Raw genomic sequence first — 19,707 nt, 5'->3', positions numbered from 1 at the left:
TGCTTCTCAGGATTGCCTGCTGACGCACTGCCTACTGCGGCTCGGCTTGGATCCCCGCCTGCGCGGGGATGCTCGGCGTTTTGGGATCCAAGAAGAAAAGGGCGAAGCCGCTCCGGCTCCGCCCTTTCTGCATTCCAGAAAAAGCCGCCGGAGACGCCTTACGCCTCCGGCCAGGCCTTGCGCTAGAACTTCGCGCCGACCCGCAGGCCCAAGGTGCGGGGCGGCAGGTAGGTGCCGTAGTAGACGCCGGCCGTCGAGGTGGCGAAGGCGTAGGCCTTGACCAGTTCGTCGGTGACGTTGTTGGCGAAGGCCGTGACCGACCACATCCCTTCGGGGGAGTCGTAGGTCAGGTTCAGGTCGCCGGTGCCGTAGGCGTCCTGGCGGATGATCGGGCTGCGGATGTCGAACAGCAGGTACTGCTTGCTGACGAACCGGGCCCGGGCCGCCGCCGTCAGCGCCCCGCCGTTGGGCAGGTCGAAGCGGTGCGAGTAGTCGACCGTGACGGTCGACTTGGGCGACTTGGGCAGCGGGTTGCCCGAGAAGTTTCCGCCCGACGAATAGGGCGTGACCGGCAGCACGAAGTCGTTGAACTCCGAGTGGGTCAGCGCCCCGACGACGCCGAGGCGGTCGTTCGAGGTGATCGCCCACTGCGATTCCAGCTCCAGCCCGTACACCGTGGCCTTGTCGGCGTTGTAGGTGATGCGGCCCGAGGCGGTGCAGGCGGCCAGGTTGGACGGCAGGTTCAGGCAGCCCAGCTGGCTGGCCTGGTAGTTCTTGTAGCCGTAGTGGAAGGCCGTCAGGTTCAGTTGCAGGGCGTTGCTGAACAGGCGGTTCTTCGAGCCGGCCTCGAACGACAGCACCTTCTCCGGCTCGTAGGTGTTCGGGGCCAGACCGTCATAGTTGCCGCCGCCCTTGTAGCCGGTCGCGGCGGTGACATAGATCAGCGAGCGCTCGGCCAGCTGGTACTCGGCCGAGGCCTTCCAGTTGACGGCTTCCCATTGGGCGTTGGCGACGTTGGCGATGCGCGACAGCAGCACGCCGGCGGGGTTGCGCACCTCGGTCGTGCCGTTCTGCTTCTTCTGGTCGGCCGTGTAGCGCAGGCCGCCGGTCAGGCGCAGCTTGTCGGTGACGTGCCAGGTGGCCTGCCCGAACAGGGCGCGCGAGAAGGCGTCGATGTCGGGATAGCCGAAGCGCACCGAGGTCGGCGGCGCCAGCAGGGTCTGGAACGAGCTCTGCTCTTCGTCCCAGTAATAGGCGCCGAGGATCCAGGAGACGGTCTGATCGCCCGGCGAAGCCAGGCGCACTTCCAGCGAATGCTGCTTGGCTTCCTGGTTCAGCTGGATGCGGCGGTCGCTGGCGTAGAGGTTGTCCAGCTTCATCTCGTGATAGGCCGGCAGCACGGTCAGGGTGACCGCGCCCAGGTCCCAGGTGATCTCGCTGTGGACGCCCCAGTTGCGGTTGTCGATGTGGGCGCCGGGGTTGACGGTGTTGGTCGAGCGCGGGTCAACGCCCGCCACGTTCAGCTTGTAGGCGGCCGGACCGACGCCCTTGCGCAGGTCGTAGTCGGCCGACAGCAGCACCGAGAGGTCGTCGGTCGGCTTGACCAGCAGCTGGCCGCGGAAGGCCCGCGAGTCCTGGTCCTCGCTCTTGCCGTCGGCAGCGTAGCCGTCGCGCTTGAGCGTGCGCATGGCGACGCGGGCGGCGATCTTGTCGGTGATCGGCAGGTTGGCCATGCCGCTGACGCCGACCTGGTTGTACGAGCCGTATTCGGCGCCGAGGGCGGCCTCGAAGTCAAAGCGCGGGCGTGCCGAGATGACGTTGATGGCGCCGGCGGTGGCGTTGCGGCCATAGAGGGTGCCCTGGGGTCCGCGCAGCACCTCGATCTGCTGGATGTCGTAGACCAGGCCGCCGGTCGATTGCGGCCGGCCCAGATAGACGCCGTCGATGTGATAGGCGACGGCGGGGTCGCCCTGCGGGCCGTCATTGGTGCTGAAGATGCCGCGGATGGCGACGCCGGTGGCGGCGTTGCTGGAATTGATCTCGACGTTGGGGGCCGAGCCCTGCAGGGCCTGCAGGTTGGCCGCGCCCTGCTTTTCGAGGGTCTCGGCGCTGACCGCCGTGACGGCGACCGGGATGTTCTGGACGTTTTCGCTGCGCTTCTGGGCGGTGACGACCACCTCTTCCAGCGCGGCGGGCTCGACGGGCGCCTGGCCCGAAGCCTGGGCGTGGGCGATGGCGCTCCAGCCCATGGCCAGGCCCGCTCCGGCGAGTAGTGCGGCCTTCAGCGGACGACGTCCGGGCATGGCTTGACCCCTCATTCGTAACCTCCCTCATATTTCATCGCCCCGCCTCTTTGGACTGGGGTCGTTGATTGGCTTTGGATCGACGGCCCCGCACGCGACCGGTCGCCGACCTGAATTTCGCGGGGATCGAGCCTCGGAAGATCATCAGCGATCGAGGCGCGAAGTCTCGCACGCCCGTCGCGACAAGCGACGGAGCCCTGCGCCGAGACGCGCTCTCGATGTCCTGCTGACGATCCTCTGAGGTCTCTCCCGCCCCCGCTGATCTCCGAGTTGAAGTAGATCAGGCGAAGGACGGAAGAGAGGGATCAAAAACCCGCAGCGCCCGATAGCTTTATCGAACGCGGTTTCCCTTATTTCGCCGGCAGGTACATGGGCATGGAGTCTTCCCAAAGACTGTCGGTCAGCAGGCGCTTGCCCGTGCCGTCGGCGTTCATGACCATGATCTGGCCGTAGGGCTGGAAGGTGTTGTCATAGAGCGCCGCTTCCTCGCGGAAGCCGTACATGCCGGTGCTGAACAGGATGCGGCCATCGGCGCTCCAGACGGCGTGGCCGTCGTTGCCGCGATTGGTGGTCAGGCGCTGCAGGTCCGAGCCGTCGGGCCGGATCGTGAAGACGTCGAAGTTCACCGCGTCCACCTTGCGCGTGAAGACGATGCGCTTGCCGTCCGGCGACCAGAACGGAAGGTTGTCGTAGCCGGTTGTCAGCACCCGGATCTGGCGGGTGTCGAGATTGATGACCCGCAGGCCCTTCTCGCTCTCGCCCCAGACGCGGAAGACGATCTCCTTGCCGTCGGCCGAGTAGCTGGGGAAGCCCGAATGGACCGTGCCGTCGGTCAGGGGCTCGTAGTCCGTGCCGTCGCGGCGCACCCGCATCAGGGTGGCCTTGCCCTTGGTCCGTTCCTGGAACCAGACGCCCATGCCGAAGGTCAGCCACTGGCCGTCGGGCGACCAGCCCGGCATGAAGGCGCCGGCCAGGCCCTTCTTCAGCAGCACCGGGTCCAGTCCCCTGCCCTCGACCTCGAACACCACGCGGCGATTGGAGCCGTCGCGGTTCATGGTCACCAGCGAGGAGTTGCCCTGCTGCTTTTCGGTGATCGCCAGGGTTCCGTCGCCGGCCACGACCGGGAAAACGTCGGTGTGCAGGTAGTCGAACTTCGGGTCCCAGCTGTAGAGCGGCTTGAACTGCCCGCGGGCCTTGAAGCCGACCTTCTCGTAGATCACGCTCTTGCCGTCGGGCGACCAGACGGGCGAGCGGACGACGCGCTTGATCGGCGGCTTGCCGTCGGTGGTGTAGAGCCCCTCCTCCGGCCCGCCCTTGCGCTGATAGGCGACGACGTCGTCGCTCAGGAACTGCGGGAACAGCTTGAAGCCCGGTCCCGAGGTCAGCTCGACGCGCTCGCCGGTGGCGACATCGACCGAGACGATCTGCGAGGTGACGCCGCCGACGGTGTCGGGCCGGCGGGTGAACCAGGTGTCTTCCGTGGTCAGCTCGTAGAAGGCCACGCGCTTGCCGTCCGGCGACCACTTGGGCGAGCCCAGGCAGTAGCCCGGCTTGGAGGCGACGCGGCGCAAGCCCTTGCCGTCAGCGCCGATAACGTAGATCGACAGCTCCTGGGTGTGCTCCCAGCCCTTGCCCTCGTGGTGGCCGCGCCAGTCGGTGTTGCGGTCGGACGAGAAGGCGATCTGCTTGCCGTCGGGCGACCAGGCGGGGCGGAAGAAGCCGTTGGGCAGGCTGGGATCGCCCTGCACCTCGGGCGCGCCGGTCAGGTTGGTCAGGCGCTTGGTCTTCAGATCCAGGATCCAGACATTGGCCACATAGCCCTGGCGGGTCGAGACGAAGGCCAGGCGCGAGCCGTCCGGCGACAGCTCGCCGGAGTCGTCGACCGCCGAGCCGACGACCAGGGGCTGGATGCCCGAGCCGTCGAGATTGGCGCGGAACAGGTCCGACTGGCCGTCGCCCAGGCGCTCGGAGGTGAAGATCACCGACTTGCCGTCGGGGCCGAAGCTGGCGTGGTACTCGAACACCGAGGCCCCCTGCAGCAGCTTGCGCTCATTGGAGCCGTCGGCGTTGGCGATATAGAGCTCGGACGATGAGGGCCCGATGCGGTTCATCAGCATCACGCCTTTAGACGACGCGGGCGCCGCGGCCATCGCCTTGCCCGCCATCAACGCGGCCGGAACAGCGGCGAGGAAGTGTCGGCGATCCATAGGTTCCTCCTGGTACGCGCCGCCTGTCACGCAGCGGCTTGGTCTTGGTTGGACGGCGTCGGCTCCGTCTTCTTGTTCTTCTAGGCTAAGCCGGAGACGACCCCGGCGTGTCGATCAGAATTGCGTGCGGCCCTATCCATTTCGGCGCGGCGGGGTGTCGGCTTGCACCTCCGCCTGGACGAATTCGAAGGTCAGCGCCCGGCGCAGGGCCGGGAACCACCAGGCCCAGAGGCCGGTGATGATGATCGCCCCGACGCCGCCGAACACCACCGCCGGCACGGGCCCGACGGCGGCGGCGAGGAACCCGGACTCCGCCTCGCCCAGTTCGTTGGAGGCCGAGATGAACAGCGACGACACCGCCGCCACGCGTCCCCGCATCTCGTCGGGCGTCGACAGCTGGATCAGCGACTGGCGGACATAGACCGACAGCATGTCGGCAGCGCCCAGCACCGCGAGGCAGCCGAGGGACAGGGGCAGCCAGCGCGACAGGCCGAAGACCACGGTGGCGACGCCGAAGACGACGACCGCGACCAGCATCTTGACCCCGACGTCGTGCTTCAGCGGCCGCCAGGAGAACAGCAGGGCCGTGGCCATGGCCCCGGCCGCCGGAGCGGCGCGCAGGTGGCCCAGGCCCTCGGGGCCGACATGCAGGATGTCGCGCGCGAAGATCGGCAGCATGGCCGTGGCCCCGCCCAGCAGCACGGCGAACAGGTCCAGCGAGATCGCCCCCAGCACCAGCTTGTTGGCCCGCACATAGACCAGGCCCTCGAGCATCAGCTTCCAGGGCTTGCGCGGCGGGCCGATCGTGCGGGCGGCCGGGCGGACCAGCAGCATGCAGAACAGCGACAGGGCGAACAGCCCGGCGCTGGCGAGGTAGGGAACGGGCGGCGACCAGGCGTAGAGATAGCCGCCGGCGGCCGGGCCGAGGATCGCGCCAACCCGGCTGGCGATGGCGTTGGTAGCGATGGCCATCGGCAGCACTTCCGGCGGCACGATATTGGGGCCCAGGGCGTTGAGGGCCGGCATCGAGAAGGCTCGCGCCACCCCGAGGAACACCGCCACGCCCAGCAGGGCCGGAATGGTCGCCGCGCCCGACCAGGTCAGCCAGCCCAGGGCGGCGGCGCAGAGCAGTTGCAGGCTGGTGGTGATGCAGACGATCAGGCGGCGGTCGTAACGGTCGGCCGCCCAGCCGGTCACCAGGGTCAGGACGAACAGCGGCGCGAACTGGGCCAGGCCGACGAAGCCGAGCTGGAGGGCCGCGTCCTTGGTGTTCATGGTGGCGCGGGCCATGTCGTAGACCTGCCAGCCGACGACGATGACCAGGATGTTCTGGGCCAGGACCGAACACATCCGCGCCGTCCAGAAATAGCGGAAGCTGGCGAACGCGAAGGGGTGGCGCGGCTGGGCCATCGGATACTCCTGACCGCGATCGGACGGCGGCCGTGCGCACCTTTAGCGCTGCTTGGCCCGCGCGGTCACGACGCCCGCGCCGTTTCTCACAGAACCGATAGCCGAAGGCCCGTCTTGAATGGCCGGCGCATCGCGCGCGCCCGTACCAAGGACGGCTACGGGAGGAGCCCAGACGATGACCACTGGCGCGGAAGCTGCCGTGCGGATGCTGCAGCACCACGGCGTCAAGCACATCTTCGGCCTGTGCGGCGACACCAGCCTGCCGTTCTACGACGCCCTGGCGCGCCTGGATCACGGCATGGAGCACGTGCTGACCCGCGACGAGCGCAGCGCCGCCTACATGGCGGACGCCTATGCCCGGGTGACCGGCAAGGTCGGGGTCTGCGAGGGCCCCAGCGGCGGCGGTGCGACCTACATCCTGCCCGGCGTGGTCGAGGCCAACGAGTCGTCGATCGCCCTGCTGTCGATCACCTCCGACGTTCCGGTGACCGCGCGCGGCCGCTATCCCCTGACCGAGCTGGACCAGAAGGCGCTGTTTCGGCCGCTGACCAAGTGGAACACGGTCGTCGACCATGTCGGCCAGATCCCGCATGTCTTCCGCACCGCCTTCCGCGCGGCGACGACGGGCCGACCCGGCGCCACCCATATCGGTCTGCCCTACGACCTTCAGAAGCAGACGGCGGATTTCGACCTCTGGGCCCAAGCCGAGCACGGCTCGTTCCCCGCCTTCCGCACCGGACCATCGCCCGATCTGGTGGCGGCGGCTGCGGACGTGATCCTGGCGGCGAAACGGCCGGTATTGGTGGTCGGCGGCGGCGTGATCATCTCCGGCGCCAGCGCCGAGCTGGCCGCCCTGGCGAGCCTGCTCGACGCCCCGGTCGCCTCGACCGTCAGCGGCCACGGCGCGATCGCCGACGACCATCCGCTGGCCGTGGGCGTGGTCGGGGCCAATGGCGGGGTCGCCCAGACCCGAGAGGTCGTTGCCAGCGCCGACACGGTGATCTTCGTCGGCTGCCGCGCGGGCTCGACCACCACCGAGCACGGCGAGGTCCCGGGCCGCGACGTTCCGATCGTCCATATCGACGTCGACCCGATGGTGGTCGGCGCCAACTACCGCGTCGAGGCCGGGCTGGTCGGCGACGCGCGCCTGTGCCTGGCGGCCCTGGACGCCGAGATCACTCGCCGGCTGGAGGGGAAGGCCCGCGACACCGGCGCGGCCGAGCGTCTGAAGGCGGTGCGCCTAGCCAAGCGGGCGAGGTTCGAAGACCTGGCCCGCTCCAACGACCGCCCGATCCGGCCCGAGCGGGTGCTGGCGGCGCTGCAGGCCGCCCTGCCCCGCGACGGCGTGATCGTCGCCGATCCCGGCACGCCCTGCCCCTATTTCTCCGGCTATTTCGACTTCAACGTCACCGGCCGGCGGTTCATCACCAACCGCGCGCATGGCGCGCTGGGCTTCTCCCTGCCCGCCTCGATCGGCGCGGCCTATGGCGCACCCAATTCCAAGGTGGTGGCGGTGATGGGCGACGGCAGCTTCGGCTTCGCCGTGGGAGAACTGGAGACCATCGTCCGCAAGCGCCTGCCGATCACCCTAATCGTGTTCTCCAACGCCTCGTACGGCTGGATCAAGGCCAGCCAGAAGAGCGGCTATGGCGAGCGCTATTTCTCGGTCGATTTCGGCCGCTCCGACCATGCCCGCATCGCCGAGGCCTTCGGGCTGAAGTCCTGGTCGGTGGCCGATCCGGCCGAGCTGGACGGCGTGGTCCGCGCCGCCCTGGCCCATGACGGCCCGACCCTGATCGACGTGATCTCCCAGCCGCTGGAAGACAGCGCCGTGCCGGTCAGCCGCTGGATGGGCTGACCGGCGCCGGTTTCCTAGAAGCGCTTGGTGAAGGACAGCGCCACCTCGCGGCCGCGATTGTAGGCGACCTCGGCATAGCCCGAGCTGGTGCCGAGCGAGGAATTGCCCGCCACCGGATAGATCTCCTTGGTCAGGTTGTTGATCGACAGCTGGGCCTTCCAGTCGGCGACGCGGTTCTCCAGCAGCACCCCGAGGTTGACCTTGGTGATCGCGTCGAGCTGGGCGATCTCCTTGGTGTTGCCGGCGTCGAAGAACTGGCTGTCGATGTAGACGATCTCGCCGCGCGGGATCAGGGTCAGGTCATTGGGCAGATCGACCGTGTAGGCCACCGAGACGTTGCCCTGCCACTTGGGCGTATAGGGCAGCTGGCTGTTGGTGGTGACCGAGGTGGTGGCCCCGACGATGGTCGAGACCTCGTCGATGCTGTCGTCGAGATAGGAGAAGCCGCCCTCGACCACGAGCTTGTTGGTCGGCACGTAGGTGTACTCGACCTCCAGGCCCTTGATCGTCGCCTTGCCGGCATTGAACAGATAGGGCGCGGTGCCGACGCGGTAGGTGAACTGCAGGTCCTCATAGGCCGTCGAGAAGACGTCGGCGTTGATCCGCAGCTTGCCGCCGAGATCGAGCTTGGCGCCGACCTCGGTGGTCTCGGCCGTCTCCGGCTCGAACGACGGCGGCTGGCCGGCGGCGACCACGCCGTTGAAGCGGCTGTTGAAGCCGCCGCCCTTGAAGCCCTGCGACCAGCTGACATAGGTCATGACCGCCGGGTTCCAGCGGTACTGGGCCTGGAACGAGCCCGTCGTGGCCGAGAACTTCCGCTCATAGAGCTTGTAGGGCACGTAGAGCACGGTCGGGTTCGAGTAGTTGAACTGGTAGGGCCGCGAGCCCTTGGTCTCGTCGGTGTAGCGCAGGCCGGCGGTGACGCTGAGGGCCTCGGTGGCCTTGAAGGTCCACTGGCTGAAGGCGGCCCAGTTCTTGTTGCGGACCTCGTTGTTGTTGCTGTCGCGCGTGCCGGTCGGCGCGGTCGGCGGCGATAGGGTGACGGTCAGGATGTCGTCCACCGCCTGGCGGAACAGGAACAGGCCCGCCACCCCGGTCAGGCGCGAACCCGAATACAGCGCCTGGAACTCCTGGCTGACCTGGAAGCCCTTGCTGGCATAGTCGGTCGCCAGGATCGGGAACGGGGTGTTGTCGGCGTCGCGGCTGCCGGCCCATTCCAGGCTGCGATAGGCGCTGATCGACTTCAGGGTCAGGGCGTCGGCCAGCCTGTATTCCAGCAGCAGCGAGCCGCCGACGCCTTCCAGGTCGCTGTTGACCGGGTGGGTGCCGTTGTTGGCGTACTTGCCGGCGTTGTAGAAATCATTGGCGCAGCGAGCGTCCTTGACCATCGGCACGGCCGTGCCGACCGAGGCCATGCCCGGGCAGCCGGCCGCGTAGCTGACCGCGCGCGGGAAGGCCGAGGTCTCGTTGATGGCGGCGAACACCAGCGGCGCGCCGTTCTCGTCGGACTTGGTGTAGTCGCCGCGCAGTTCGGCGGTGAACTTCTCGGTCGGCGTCCAGCGGGCCTTGCCGGTGATGGTGAAGGTGTTGACGTCGCCCAGCTTCTTGCCGTCGTAGAGGCGGGTGACATAGCCGTCCTGCACCCGCGTGCCGTAGGTGAAGCGGGTCTTCAGGGTGTCGGAGACCGGCACGTTCAGCGCCAGTATGCCCTCGCGCAGGTTGTCGGTGCCGAAGCCGGCCTTGAAGCTGCCGCCGAACTCCTCGCCCGGCGCGGCGGTGGTCAGCAGGATGGCGCCGCCGATGGTGTTGCGGCCAAACAGCGTGCCCTGCGGGCCGCGCAGCACCTGGACGCCGGCGATGTCGCGGAAGTCCATGACCCCGCCGACCGCCGAGCCCATATAGACGTCGTCGATATAGAGCCCGACGCCCGGATCGACCCCGGCGGTGGCGTCGGTCTGTCCCACGCCGCGGATGAAGATCTGGGCCGCGGCCGAATTGCCGGTCAGCGGCGAGACGGGCGCGAATTGCAGGCTGGGCGTGGCGTCGTCGAGATCGGCCGTGCTGTTGATCTGCCGGCGCTCCAGCATGTCGCCGGTGAAGGCCGACACCGAGACCGGCGTGTCCTGCAGGTTCTCGGTCACGCGGCGGGCGGTGACCACCACCTCCTCGATGACGAAGCCGCCCTGGTCGGCCGGCGGCGTCGCCGTCTGGGCGAGCGCCCCCTGCCCCGCCCCGATGAATCCAGTGACAGCCGCAGCCGCGGCCAAAAGCATAGTCTTCCTATGCATACGCCCCTCCCTGGTGAGCCTGGTCGCCCTTGGCCTCCTCGCGGGGGGCTTCTCCGGACGGGCCGAGATCGGCCAAGCCTGAGCTAACAGCGTTCCGGGAGCGTTCCGGTTATAGATAAACCCGGGAACCTATAACCAAAGCCAGGCTCATCTGGACTTGGCAAAGGCCATGAAAAAAGCCCGGCGCACAGGGGCGCCGGGCCAGGCAGGAAAGCGCGGGGAGCGCCTTTCGGGAGGGTCAGTAGCGGACGCCGAACCGCACGCCGTACATCCGCGGCTCGCTGACCGAGATGTTGGCCGCGTCGGCATAGGTCGCCGAGAAGTTCGACGGCGCGTTGAGCATCTGCAGGTCGTTCTCGATGTTCTTGACGAAGGCGCCCACGGTGAAGCGGCCGTCCTGCGCCGCGTAGGTCAGGGTGGCGTCCGACCGGGTGAAGGCCTTCTGCTTGAACTGCAGGGCGTCGGAAAACGAGCTGGTCACGTAGCCGCTGCTGTACTTGCTCGACAGGCGCGCCGTGACCGAGGCGCCGTTCGACAGCTCGAAGACGTGCGAATAGGCGCCGGCCAGGGCCGCCTTGGGCGTCTTGTCGAGGCGGTAGCCCGACCAGTCGACGTTCTGCAGGATGCCGACGTAGAGCGCCTCGTATTCCGAATGCAGGAAGGTGGCGGCCAGATCGATCTGGTCGTTCGGGGTCGGCTTGAACTTGCTCTCCAACTCCAGGCCGTAGATCGTCACCGGCGCCGAGCGGGTATAGATGATGAAGTTGCCCGAGATATTGACCAGGCTCGAAACCTGCGCCGAGGCGTAGTCGTAGTAGAACGCCGTGCCGTTGATCTGCAGGTTCGACAGCGGCCGGCCCTTGTAGCCGACCTCATAGGCGGTCAGGGATTCCGGCGCATAGGTGCCGGTCCCGCCCGTCGAGGCGTCGAAGTCGTTGAAACCGCCTGCCTTGTAGCCCGTGGCGACCGAGGCGAAGACCATCTGCCCGGGCGCGACCTGGTAGTCGACGGCCAGTCGATAGGTCGTCTTCGAGGCGTTCTGGTAGCCGTTGTTGGCCCCGCCGATGCAGTCCTCCGGCGCGGTGCAGGTTCCGCCGTTGGCGTCCGGCCAGGGACCAGGACCGGCCGCGAAGGTCCCCTTGCGATCCACCTCGTCGGACGAGCGGCGAACGCCGGCCGTGACGTTCAGGCGGTCGGTGGCGTGGAAGGTCGCCTGCCCGAACACGCCCTTGGAGGTGTGGATGGTATTGTTGACCGGATCTATGCCGTTATAGCTGGCCGCCAGGGTCGGGGTGCTGACCGGCGCGTACCAGTTGTGGTCGCTTTCGGTGATGTCCTCGCGCGTCCAGTTGGCGCCGACCACCCAGTCGAGGCGGCCGCTCTCGGCGTTGGACAGCCGCACCTCGTGGGCGTCGGTGGTCACGTCGCCGCGGTACTGGCGCCAGGCGTAGAGCGGCGTCGCCGGCGGCGGTCCGGAATAGTTACCGTAAGGGTCGTTGGTCGACGAGGTCAGGTCGTTGGCCGAGAAATCGTGACGCGCGCCGATATAGTCCACCGCCACGCCCTTGAAGGCGGTCTTGAACTCGACATTGACGTTGTGGAAGTCCTCGTCGGTCGCGCTGCCGAACGGGTTGGCGTAGACGGTGCGCGCGGCCTTGCCCGACTTGGTCAGGTAGTTGCTGTAAGGGATCTGGGCCGGGCCGACGCCGCCGACATGGCCGAAGGTGGTGCTGACCAGCAGGCTGGTGTCGTCGTTGAACTCGTAGAGCCCCGACAGGCGCGCAGAGATGTTGTCCTCGTCGTTGCGGGCCTCGGCGCCGTCGGCGGGATAGATGTAGCCATCGCGCTTGTTGCTGTTGATCGCCGCACGGAGGGCCAGCTTGTCGTTGACCGGCACGTTCAGAACGAGGTCGGCCCGGCGGGTGTTGTAGTTGCCGAACTCCAGGTTCGCGCCGGCCTCGAACTGCGACTTCGGCTTGTTGGTGATGATGTTGAGCGCGCCGCCGGTGCTGCTCTTGCCGTACAGCGTGCCTTGCGGGCCGCGCAGCACTTCCACCCGCTCGACGTCGAAGAAGCTCAGGCCCTGCACGGTCGGTCGACCGATGGCCACGCCGTCGACATTGAAGGAGATGCCCTGCTCGCCCTTGCTGGTGGTGTCGGTGGTGGTGACGCCGCGGATGTTGACGTTCACACCGAAGCCGTCACGGCCAATGTTCACCGACGGGGCGACGTTCTGCAGGTCGGAGACGCTGACCACGCCCTGGGCCTTCAGGGTCTCGCCGTTGTAGGCGGTCAGGGCGATCGGGGTCTTGGACGCCAGCTCGGTCTTCTTCTGGGCGGTGACGACCACCTCTTCGATGGCGGTGGTTTCGGTCGTCTGCGCCAGGGCGGGCAGCGCCGGGGCCAGGGCGGCCGTCGTCAGCAGGGCGAGCCTCAGGGCCGTATGAGATTTCAATATTCCCTCCCAGGATTACAAGAGACAGATCGGTCGTTCTCTTCGCCCCGGAGATGATCTCCTGGGGCTCGGACCGTTTCGAAGCTCGGATGAGCCTTCGTCTCAGCTAGCAGGCGGGTTAGGGAACGTCGGTATAGATAAAGGCCGCGACCTATAACCGGATGCCTTCAGGTCGCGGCCGCCGACTACTGTCGCGACACAGAATAGGTGATCTGGGCGTTGCGGGTGGCCAGGAAGGCGTCGAGCGTCATGCCCTTCATGGCCGCATAGATCTGCGGATTGGGCACGCCCAGCACCGCGCCCAGCTTTTCCAGCACGAAGAAGATCGCGCCGTAGCGGATCAGCCCGCCCCAGTCGCGACGGCGAATGAGGTCGCGCTCCTCCGTGCTCAGGGCGGCAGCCTCGAAGGCGGCCTCGGGATCGGCGAGGAAGGCGGCGCGCGCCTCGGGCCCGACCAGGGCCTGGAGAAAGCGGTTGATCCGATAGCCCTTGGCGCTGATCTCCAGGGTGAAGGGATAGGTGCCCTCCAGATCCTCGACGCCTTCCAACTGCCGCGTCGACTCGCGCAGCACCCGATCACGATCGGCCTGCGCCGTGTCCTCGCCCAGGTCCTCGTAGCGGACGGTGGCGATGGCGGTCATCGACGGCAGGTAATAGGTGCGGTGGTGACAGGCGACCTTGTCGGACATCGCCCCGCGCATGATCAGCCACATAATGACCTCCGCGCTCTCGAAGCCGCCCAGCTTGGCGTATTCGGCGTGGGTCATGTCGGCCAGGCGATCGGGCTCGTTCTGCAGCATGTCGAGGAAGGCCTCGTCCCAGGCGGTGTTGTTGAACCCCGCCCGCTCGCCGTGCACCTGGTGCGACAGGCCGCCGGTGGCGACGATCACCACCCGCTTGTCCTCCGGCCAGGCGTCGATCGCCTTGCGCAGGGCCTTGCCGAGGTCGAGGCATCGCCGGGCCGAGGGCGCGGGGAACTGCAGCACGCCGCATTGCAGGGGCACGATAGGGATCGGCCAGGTCTCTTCCGGCGGGGTCAGCAGGCAGAGGGGCGACAGGCAGCCGTGGTCCAGCGGCTTGTGCTGGAAGACCGACAGGTCGAAGTCCTGGGCCATCACCGCCCGCGTCAGATAGCGGGCGAACGCGGCGTGGCCCGGCACCGGCGGCAGGTCGCGCGGCCCGCCGCCCTCATCGGCCACGGCGTATTCGTCGCCCACACCCAGGACGAAAGCCGAATAGTGGTCGAACGAGAACGAGGTGACGTGGTCGTTGTAGATCATCACCAGGGCGTCGGGATTCTGCTCGGCCAGCCAGTCCTTCAGCGGCGCGAAGGCCTCGAAGATCGGGGCCCAGACGGGGTCCTTGGCGAGGTCTCGATCGCGGGCGTAGCCGATGGTGGGGGTGTGGGAGACGCCGATCGCGCCGATGAGCTTGGCCATGACGGATCCTTCCTCAGGGTTTGATGCTGGGAACGCAGGCCAGGACGCCAGCCTCGACGCGGCAGTCCTGGTGGAAACGCGGGGCGATGAACTGGGCGGCGTAGGCGTCGCGAGCGGCGGGCTCGGACGCGGGGGTCTTGGGCGCGAAGCTCTCGGGCGCGTCGGTCGAGCCCGACCCCTTATAGGCCGCGACCTGCGGATAGGCGTAGACCGGCCGCACACGGCTGGGCTTGAAGGCCGAGGCGTCGGGCATCGGCGTCTGGCGAACGTCGGCGCCGGCCGGCGTCGGGCCCATAGGCATGGCCGGCAGGTCGACCTTGGCGGCGATCACGGCGTTGGGCGCCTGGCCGGCCTCGACCCAGGCCATCAGCGGGCTGACGATGTCGAACTGCGAGAGGCCGTCGCCGCCGAAGCAGTGATAGAGGCCCGGGAAGACGAACAGCCGCATCATCGCGTCGGCCTTGGCCTGGCCCATCTGGGCCACCACGCCGTTGTGATAGGCGATGGTGTTCAGCGGCGAGATGTGCGGGTCCGACCAGCCGTGCCAGAGGATCAGCTTGCCGCCCTTGGCCGCGAACGGCGACAGGTCGGTCTCGGTGGCGTCGTAGAGCGGATGCATGGCCTTCAGGCCCTCGAACTGCTCCGCCGTGAACTTGAAGTCGGCCAGGCCGTAGTTCGCCGGCGGATTGGTCGGCGATAGCAGGTACTTCACCGGCTGCTCGGCCATGCCCCAGCTGCCCGGGACCTGGTCGACCGAGCGCGGCACGAAGACCCCGGCCCAGGACAGCTCAGAACCGACCTGCGGCTGGCCCAGGGTGAAGGGCTTGCCGGCCGCGTCGCGCGGGCCGTCATAGAGCTTGCGGGCGGTCTCGACCTCGGCGGCGGTCAGGCAGGCGTCGCTCGCCTGGCCCGGCTTGCACTGGACGACTACGGGATCGAAGCGGCAGGCGCGCGGATCGTCGATCTGGCCGTCCTTGAGGCCGTCGACGGCGTCGCACGAGGCCAGGGCCGCGGCGTGCAGGATCGGCAGGCGCGAGGCGATCAGCACCGACTTGCCGTCCGGACCGGTGTTCGAGGCCGCCTGCCAGGCGTGGTAGAAGCTGTTCTGGACGGTGAAGACCATGGCCGGGGCACCGGCCGCGATGCCGTCGAAATCGCCGGGGAAGCGCTGGGCCTCCATCAAGGCCTCGCGACCGCCGTCCGAGCAGCCCGAGAAATAGCTGTAACGCGGCGCCTGGCCGTAGAACCTGGCGATCAGGGCCTTGGAGGCGACCGAGGTCAGGTGCACGCCGCGATAGGCGAAGTCGATGCGCAGCTGAGGATCGGCCCCGAAGGTCCCGTCGCCCATGGCGGCCATGCCGCCCTTGCCCTCGTGGCCCATGTCGGTCGAGGCCAGGGCGATCGCGCCATCCTTGACCGGGGTGCAGCCGTCGGCGTGCTCGGTGCGCACGTTCAGAACGCCGCACAGGCCGCCGCAGCCGACCTGCAGGTAGCGCTGGGTCCAGCCGTTGGTGGGCAGGCGCAGCTCGAAGCGGATCTTGGGGGCGATGACGCCCTGCACCGCGCAGAAGGCCTTGTCGCCCGAGCCCGAGAGCTTGGCCGAGGTGATGGTGGTCTTGGCGCCGACCGCGTCGCTGACGTCGGCCGAGACCAGGGCCGCGCAGTCGATGACCGGCTTGACGGGCGCGAGCTTAGCCAGGGTCGGGACCGGCTGGGCGGCGGCGAAGCTGGCGCCGGCCAGGGCGACGAGACCGGCCAGGGCCGCCAGGAGGCCACGGGCCAAAAGCCCACGAGAATGCAACGAAATCACCAACGTCTCCGGTCTTCTTCAGCCATGGCCTCGACGCCGGTAGCAAGGCTTGCGGCCGGCCGCGCTATAACAAATCGCCAGGGGCTATAACGTCCCGGCCTGGCCGGCGGGCATTTCGCCAGCCACCGCCGATTTTGGTTATAGCCGCCGCCCAAATTGCATAGCCGCTCCCTCCGGGCCGGGTGCTAGCCAAGCCTTGCCCCGGCCTCGTCGCGCCGGCGCAGAGACATGATTTTCGGCTTCGGAGCGCTCGCCTTGCACAAGGTCGTCACCAATCACCCGCGCGCATCGAAGGAAGCCGTTGAGGGCCTCGCGGCCTTCGGCGTCGCCACCGTCCACGAGGCGCAGGGGCGCATCGGCCTGCTGTCGCCGAAGCTGCGTCCGATCTGGTCGGGGGCGCACGTGGCCGGGACCGCGGTGACGGTCTCCTCGCCGCCTTGCGACAACTGGATGCTGCACGTGGCCATCGAACAGTGCCAGCCGGGCGACATTCTCGTGGTGGCCCCGACCTCGTTCAGCGACGCCGGCTATTTCGGCGACCTGCTGGCCACCTCGCTGATCGCCCGCGGCGTTCGCGCCCTGATCATCGACGCCGGGGTTCGCGACGTCTCCACCTTGAAGGCGATGGGCTTCCCGGTCTGGTCCAGCGCCATCTCGGCGCAAGGGACGGTCAAGGCGACCCTGGGCAGCGTCAACGTGCCGGTGGTCTGCGGCGGGGCCCTGATCCATCCGGGCGACGTGATCGTGGCCGACGACGACGGCGTCGTAGTCGTGGCCCGCAAGGACGCCGACGCGGTGCTGACGGCCTCGGCCAAGCGTGAAGCTTCCGAGGTCGACAAGCGCGCCCAGTTGGCCGCCGGGGTGCTGGGCCTGGATCTCTACAAGATGCGCGAGCGGCTCGCCGCCGCCGGCCTCGTCTATGTCGAAAGCCAGGACGCCTGAGCCCATGCAGACGGCCATCCCCTGCGCCGTCCTGCGCGGCGGCACCTCCAAGGGCCTCTATTTCCGGGCCGAGGACCTGCCGGCCGACGAGGCCCTGCGCGACAAGGTGCTGCTGGCGGCCATGGGCTCGCCCGACGATCGCCAGATCGACGGCATGGGCGGCGCCGACAGCCTGACCAGCAAGGTCGCGATCGTCTCGCGCTCGTCGCGTCCCGACGCCGACGTCGACTACCTGTTCCTGCAGGTCTCGGTGGCCGAGGCCAAGGTCAGCGACCGCCAGAACTGCGGCAACATCCTCGCCGGGGTCGGTCCCTACGCCATCGAGCAGGGCCTGGTCGCGGCCCAGGACGGCCAGACGCCGGTGCGCATCTTCATGCGTAACACCGACGGCCTGGCGACGGCCCGCATCGAGACCCCCGGCCGGCGGGTGAACTACGAGGGCGACTGCCGGATCGATGGCGTGCCCGGCTCGGCCGCGCCGATCCCGATCGCCTTCGCCGACGTCGCAGGCTCGTCCTGCGGGGCCCTGCTGCCAACCGGAAACGTCGTCGATGTCATCGAAGGCGTGGAGGCGACGCTGATCGACAACGGCATGCCGGTGGTGGTGGTCCGCGCCGCCGACCTGGGCGTCACCGGCGACGAGGCCCCGGCCGAGCTGGAGGCCTATGCCGTGCTCCGCGCCAAGGTCGAGGCCATCCGCCTGGAGGCCGGCCGGCGCATGAACCTGGGCGACGTCACCGACGCCACCGTGCCGAAGATCACCCTGGTCTCGCCGCCGACGGCGGGCGGCGCCCTGTCGACCCGCAGCTTCATCCCGCACACGGTGCACAAGGCGATCGGCGTGTTCGGCGCGGTCAGCGTCGCCACGGCCGCCTGCCTGAAGGGATCGGTCGCCGCCTCGGTGGCCCGCCTGCCGGAGCTGGCCGGCGAGATTTCCGTCAGCGTCGAGCATCCGACCGGCGAGTTCACCGCCCTGCTGACGCTGTCGCCGCAAGGCGAGGTGGTGTCGGCCGCCCTGCTGCGCACGGCGCGCCTGCTGATGACCGGCCAGGTCTTCGTGCCGGCCAGCGTCTGGGACGGTCGCCGATGAGCCCGCGCCTCGCCCTGATCGGCTTCGGCGAGGTCGGCCAGACCTTGCACGCCGACCTCGTCGCGGCGGGGATCACCGACATCGTCGTCCACGACCGCCTGCTGGCCGATCCGCACTCGGGCCCATCGCGGGCTGCGGAGACAGCAGGCGCTCGAACCGCGCCGGACATCGCCTCGACCTGCCTGGACCGTGACCTCGTCGTCAGCGCCGTCACCGCCGGCGAGGCCCTGAACGTCGCCCGCGCAGCCGCGCCGCATCTGGGCGAGGCCTTCTTTCTCGACCTCAACTCCGTCGCGCCCCAAACCCGCCAGGCGCAGGCCGCGCTGATCGAACGCTATGTCGAGGCCGCCGTCATGGCCCCGATCGCGCCCAGGCGGATCAAGACCCCTGTCCTGCTCGGCGGCCCGCACGCGACGGCGACCCTGCCTCTGCTCGAGCGCCTGGGCTTTTCCGCCGAGGTGTTCGGCGAGACGGTCGGCGGCCCGTCAGCCGTGAAGCTGTCGCGCAGCATCTTCGTCAAAGGCCTGGAGGCGATCGTCACCGAGAGCCTGGCCAGCGCCCGCCACTATGGCGTCGAGGCGCAGGTGCTGGCCTCGCTGAGCAACACCATTCCCCATGCCGACTGGCCGGCCCTGGCCCGCTATCTGGTGACCCGGCCGCTCGTTCACGGCCAGCGGCGCAGCGAAGAGATGGCCGAGGCCGCGCTAATGCTGGAGGCCGCCGGCCTCCCCTCGCCCATGGCCCAGGCCACGGTCGAGGTGCACGCCCGCCAGGGATCGCTGGGCCTGGCGGCGGCGCAGGACCAGGCGGCGCAGCTTGGGGACTTGCTCGACGCCATAGAGCAGCGGACAACGGCTCTGACCCGTCAGCGGAAGACCTGAGTGCGACGCTACCTGCAACAGCGCCTGAAGTTCCGGCACCTGCGCGTGATCGACGCGATCGCCACGCATGACAGCATCCTGCAGGCGGCCCGGGCGCTGGGCCTCAGCCAGCCGGCCCTGACCAAGAGCCTGCAGGAGATCGAGGAGATCGTCGGGGCGCGGCTGTTCGACCGTCACGCCCGCGGCGTGGATCCCACGCCCTTCGGCCTGACGGTGGCGGCGGCCGCGCGGCGGCTGCTGGCCGAGATCGGCCGGCTGGAGGACGAACTCGACGCCCTGGAAGGCGGCGACGGCGGCCCGGTGGTGGTCGGCGCCCTGCCCGTGGCGGCGGCCGGCGTGCTGCCCGGCGCCCTGGCCCGGCTGAAGATCGCCCGCCCCGACATCGAGGTTCGGGTCATCCAGGGGCGGACCGAGGAGCTGATCTCGCAGCTGTCGCGGCGCGAACTCGACCTGATCATCGGCCGGCTCTACACGCTGGACGCCCCCGACGGCCTGGTGCGCACGCCGTTCTATTCCGAGCCGATCTCTGTCGTGGCCCGCGCCGACCATCCGATCTTCGCGCGCCAGGACGCGACCGCGGCGGTGCTGGCCGACTACTCCCTGGTGTTGCCGACCGTGTCGCAGCGGGTGGGCCAGGAGATCGACGTGCTGCTGGCCGAAATGAAGGTGGCGCCGCACCAGCCGCTGCGCTCCAGCTCGGTCGCGATGATCCGCGAGATCCTCTACGCCACCGACGGGGTGGCGGTGATCCCGCACATGATGCTGGCCGGCGACCTGCTGCGCGGGGCGCTTCGGCTGCTGCCGCTGCCGGCCACCGGACGACCGCGTCCGGCCGGCCTGATCCGGCGGGGCGACACGGCCCTGCTGAGCAACGCCCAGGCCTTCGTCGACGCCGCCCGCGGCTATGTCGGCGAGATCGAGAGCCGGCTGGCGACGCCGTCCGACTAGTCCGCAACGGCCCAAGACCAAGAATAAGACCAAGAAAAGCCAGGGGCGAGGAAACAGACCGAATGCAACGACCAGA

The 19,707-nt window shown here is 68.7% G+C and carries 12 protein-coding genes; 5 read left to right on the top strand and 7 right to left on the bottom strand.

Annotated elements, in window-relative coordinates; all coding sequences use genetic code 11:
* Positions 1 to 182 precede the first annotated feature (182 nt).
* The 3 genes from I4Q42_RS11520 to I4Q42_RS11510 form a co-directional block, all read right to left on the bottom strand.
* Positions 183 to 2,303 (bottom strand): TonB-dependent receptor, encoded by a 2,121-nt coding sequence (locus I4Q42_RS11520; RefSeq protein ID WP_198576219.1) that lies wholly within the window; start codon positions 2,301 to 2,303, stop codon positions 183 to 185.
* A gap of 350 nt (positions 2,304 to 2,653) precedes the next feature.
* Positions 2,654 to 4,510: a PD40 domain-containing protein gene (locus I4Q42_RS11515; protein ID WP_198576218.1), complete on the bottom strand. Its 1,857-nt coding sequence runs from the start codon at positions 4,508 to 4,510 to the stop codon at positions 2,654 to 2,656.
* Positions 4,511 to 4,642: 132 nt separating this feature from the next.
* On the bottom strand, positions 4,643 to 5,920 hold the full coding sequence (locus I4Q42_RS11510; protein WP_198576217.1) for an MFS transporter: 1,278 nt from the start codon (positions 5,918 to 5,920) through the stop codon (positions 4,643 to 4,645).
* A 175-nt stretch (positions 5,921 to 6,095) separates the two neighbouring features.
* Between I4Q42_RS11510 and I4Q42_RS11505 the strand changes: the two genes are divergently transcribed.
* The gene (locus I4Q42_RS11505) at positions 6,096 to 7,778 is read left to right on the top strand and encodes a thiamine pyrophosphate-binding protein (protein WP_198576216.1); all 1,683 of its coding nucleotides are present in this window, start codon (positions 6,096 to 6,098) and stop codon (positions 7,776 to 7,778) included.
* Positions 7,779 to 7,792: 14 nt separating this feature from the next.
* On the opposite strand, the gene I4Q42_RS11500 is transcribed toward I4Q42_RS11505, so the two are convergent.
* The 4 genes from I4Q42_RS11500 to I4Q42_RS11485 all read right to left on the bottom strand — a co-directional run bounded on the left by I4Q42_RS11500 (position 7,793) and on the right by I4Q42_RS11485 (position 15,743).
* Positions 7,793 to 10,066: a TonB-dependent receptor gene (locus tag I4Q42_RS11500; protein WP_198576215.1), complete on the bottom strand. Its 2,274-nt coding sequence runs from the start codon at positions 10,064 to 10,066 to the stop codon at positions 7,793 to 7,795.
* 238 nt (positions 10,067 to 10,304) lie between these two features.
* On the bottom strand, positions 10,305 to 12,521 hold the full coding sequence (locus I4Q42_RS11495; protein WP_198576214.1) for a TonB-dependent receptor: 2,217 nt from the start codon (positions 12,519 to 12,521) through the stop codon (positions 10,305 to 10,307).
* 185 nt (positions 12,522 to 12,706) lie between these two features.
* A complete protein-coding gene (locus tag I4Q42_RS11490; protein WP_198576213.1) occupies positions 12,707 to 13,960 on the bottom strand; it encodes a gallate dioxygenase in 1,254 nt (417 codons plus the stop codon).
* 13 nt (positions 13,961 to 13,973) lie between these two features.
* Positions 13,974 to 15,743 (bottom strand): tannase/feruloyl esterase family alpha/beta hydrolase, encoded by a 1,770-nt coding sequence (locus I4Q42_RS11485; RefSeq protein ID WP_198576212.1) that lies wholly within the window; start codon positions 15,741 to 15,743, stop codon positions 13,974 to 13,976.
* A gap of 282 nt (positions 15,744 to 16,025) precedes the next feature.
* Between I4Q42_RS11485 and I4Q42_RS11480 the strand changes: the two genes are divergently transcribed.
* The 4 genes from I4Q42_RS11480 to I4Q42_RS11465 are packed head-to-tail and all read left to right on the top strand — an operon-like array spanning position 16,026 to position 19,631.
* Positions 16,026 to 16,712, top strand: a complete 687-nt coding sequence (locus I4Q42_RS11480) for a 4-carboxy-4-hydroxy-2-oxoadipate aldolase/oxaloacetate decarboxylase (RefSeq protein WP_232793066.1) — start codon at positions 16,026 to 16,028, stop codon at positions 16,710 to 16,712.
* 4 nt (positions 16,713 to 16,716) lie between these two features.
* Positions 16,717 to 17,802: a 4-oxalomesaconate tautomerase gene (locus I4Q42_RS11475; RefSeq protein ID WP_198576210.1), complete on the top strand. Its 1,086-nt coding sequence runs from the start codon at positions 16,717 to 16,719 to the stop codon at positions 17,800 to 17,802.
* The gene (locus tag I4Q42_RS11470) at positions 17,799 to 18,683 is read left to right on the top strand and encodes an NAD(P)-dependent oxidoreductase (protein WP_198576209.1); all 885 of its coding nucleotides are present in this window, start codon (positions 17,799 to 17,801) and stop codon (positions 18,681 to 18,683) included. The genes I4Q42_RS11475 and I4Q42_RS11470 overlap by 4 nt, the downstream gene beginning before the upstream one ends.
* Entirely contained in the window at positions 18,684 to 19,631 is a 948-nt protein-coding gene (locus I4Q42_RS11465) for a LysR substrate-binding domain-containing protein (protein WP_198576208.1), read from the top strand.
* Positions 19,632 to 19,707 lie beyond the last annotated feature (76 nt).

Origin of the sequence: Caulobacter hibisci, assembly GCF_016135805.1 — a bacterium.
GTDB classification, from domain to species: Bacteria; Pseudomonadota; Alphaproteobacteria; order Caulobacterales; family Caulobacteraceae; genus Caulobacter; species Caulobacter hibisci.
The sequence above is the reverse complement of the archived record's forward strand: the minus strand, read 5'-3'. Positions and strand labels throughout refer to the sequence as shown.

What these genes read in the sequence shown, in the direction of transcription:
- I4Q42_RS11515 (WP_198576218.1), bottom strand. Translation starts at nt 4,510, where the DNA reads ATGGATCGCCGACACTTCCTCGCCGCTGTTCCGGCCGCGTTGATGGCG.
- I4Q42_RS11490 (WP_198576213.1), bottom strand. Translation starts at nt 13,960, where the DNA reads ATGGCCAAGCTCATCGGCGCGATCGGCGTCTCCCACACCCCCACCATC.
- I4Q42_RS11500 (WP_198576215.1), bottom strand. Translation starts at nt 10,066, where the DNA reads ATGCATAGGAAGACTATGCTTTTGGCCGCGGCTGCGGCTGTCACTGGA.
- I4Q42_RS11510 (WP_198576217.1), bottom strand. Translation starts at nt 5,920, where the DNA reads ATGGCCCAGCCGCGCCACCCCTTCGCGTTCGCCAGCTTCCGCTATTTC.
- I4Q42_RS11505 (WP_198576216.1), top strand. Translation starts at nt 6,096, where the DNA reads ATGACCACTGGCGCGGAAGCTGCCGTGCGGATGCTGCAGCACCACGGC.
- I4Q42_RS11475 (WP_198576210.1), top strand. Translation starts at nt 16,717, where the DNA reads ATGCAGACGGCCATCCCCTGCGCCGTCCTGCGCGGCGGCACCTCCAAG.
- I4Q42_RS11470 (WP_198576209.1), top strand. Translation starts at nt 17,799, where the DNA reads ATGAGCCCGCGCCTCGCCCTGATCGGCTTCGGCGAGGTCGGCCAGACC.
- I4Q42_RS11520 (WP_198576219.1), bottom strand. Translation starts at nt 2,303, where the DNA reads ATGCCCGGACGTCGTCCGCTGAAGGCCGCACTACTCGCCGGAGCGGGC.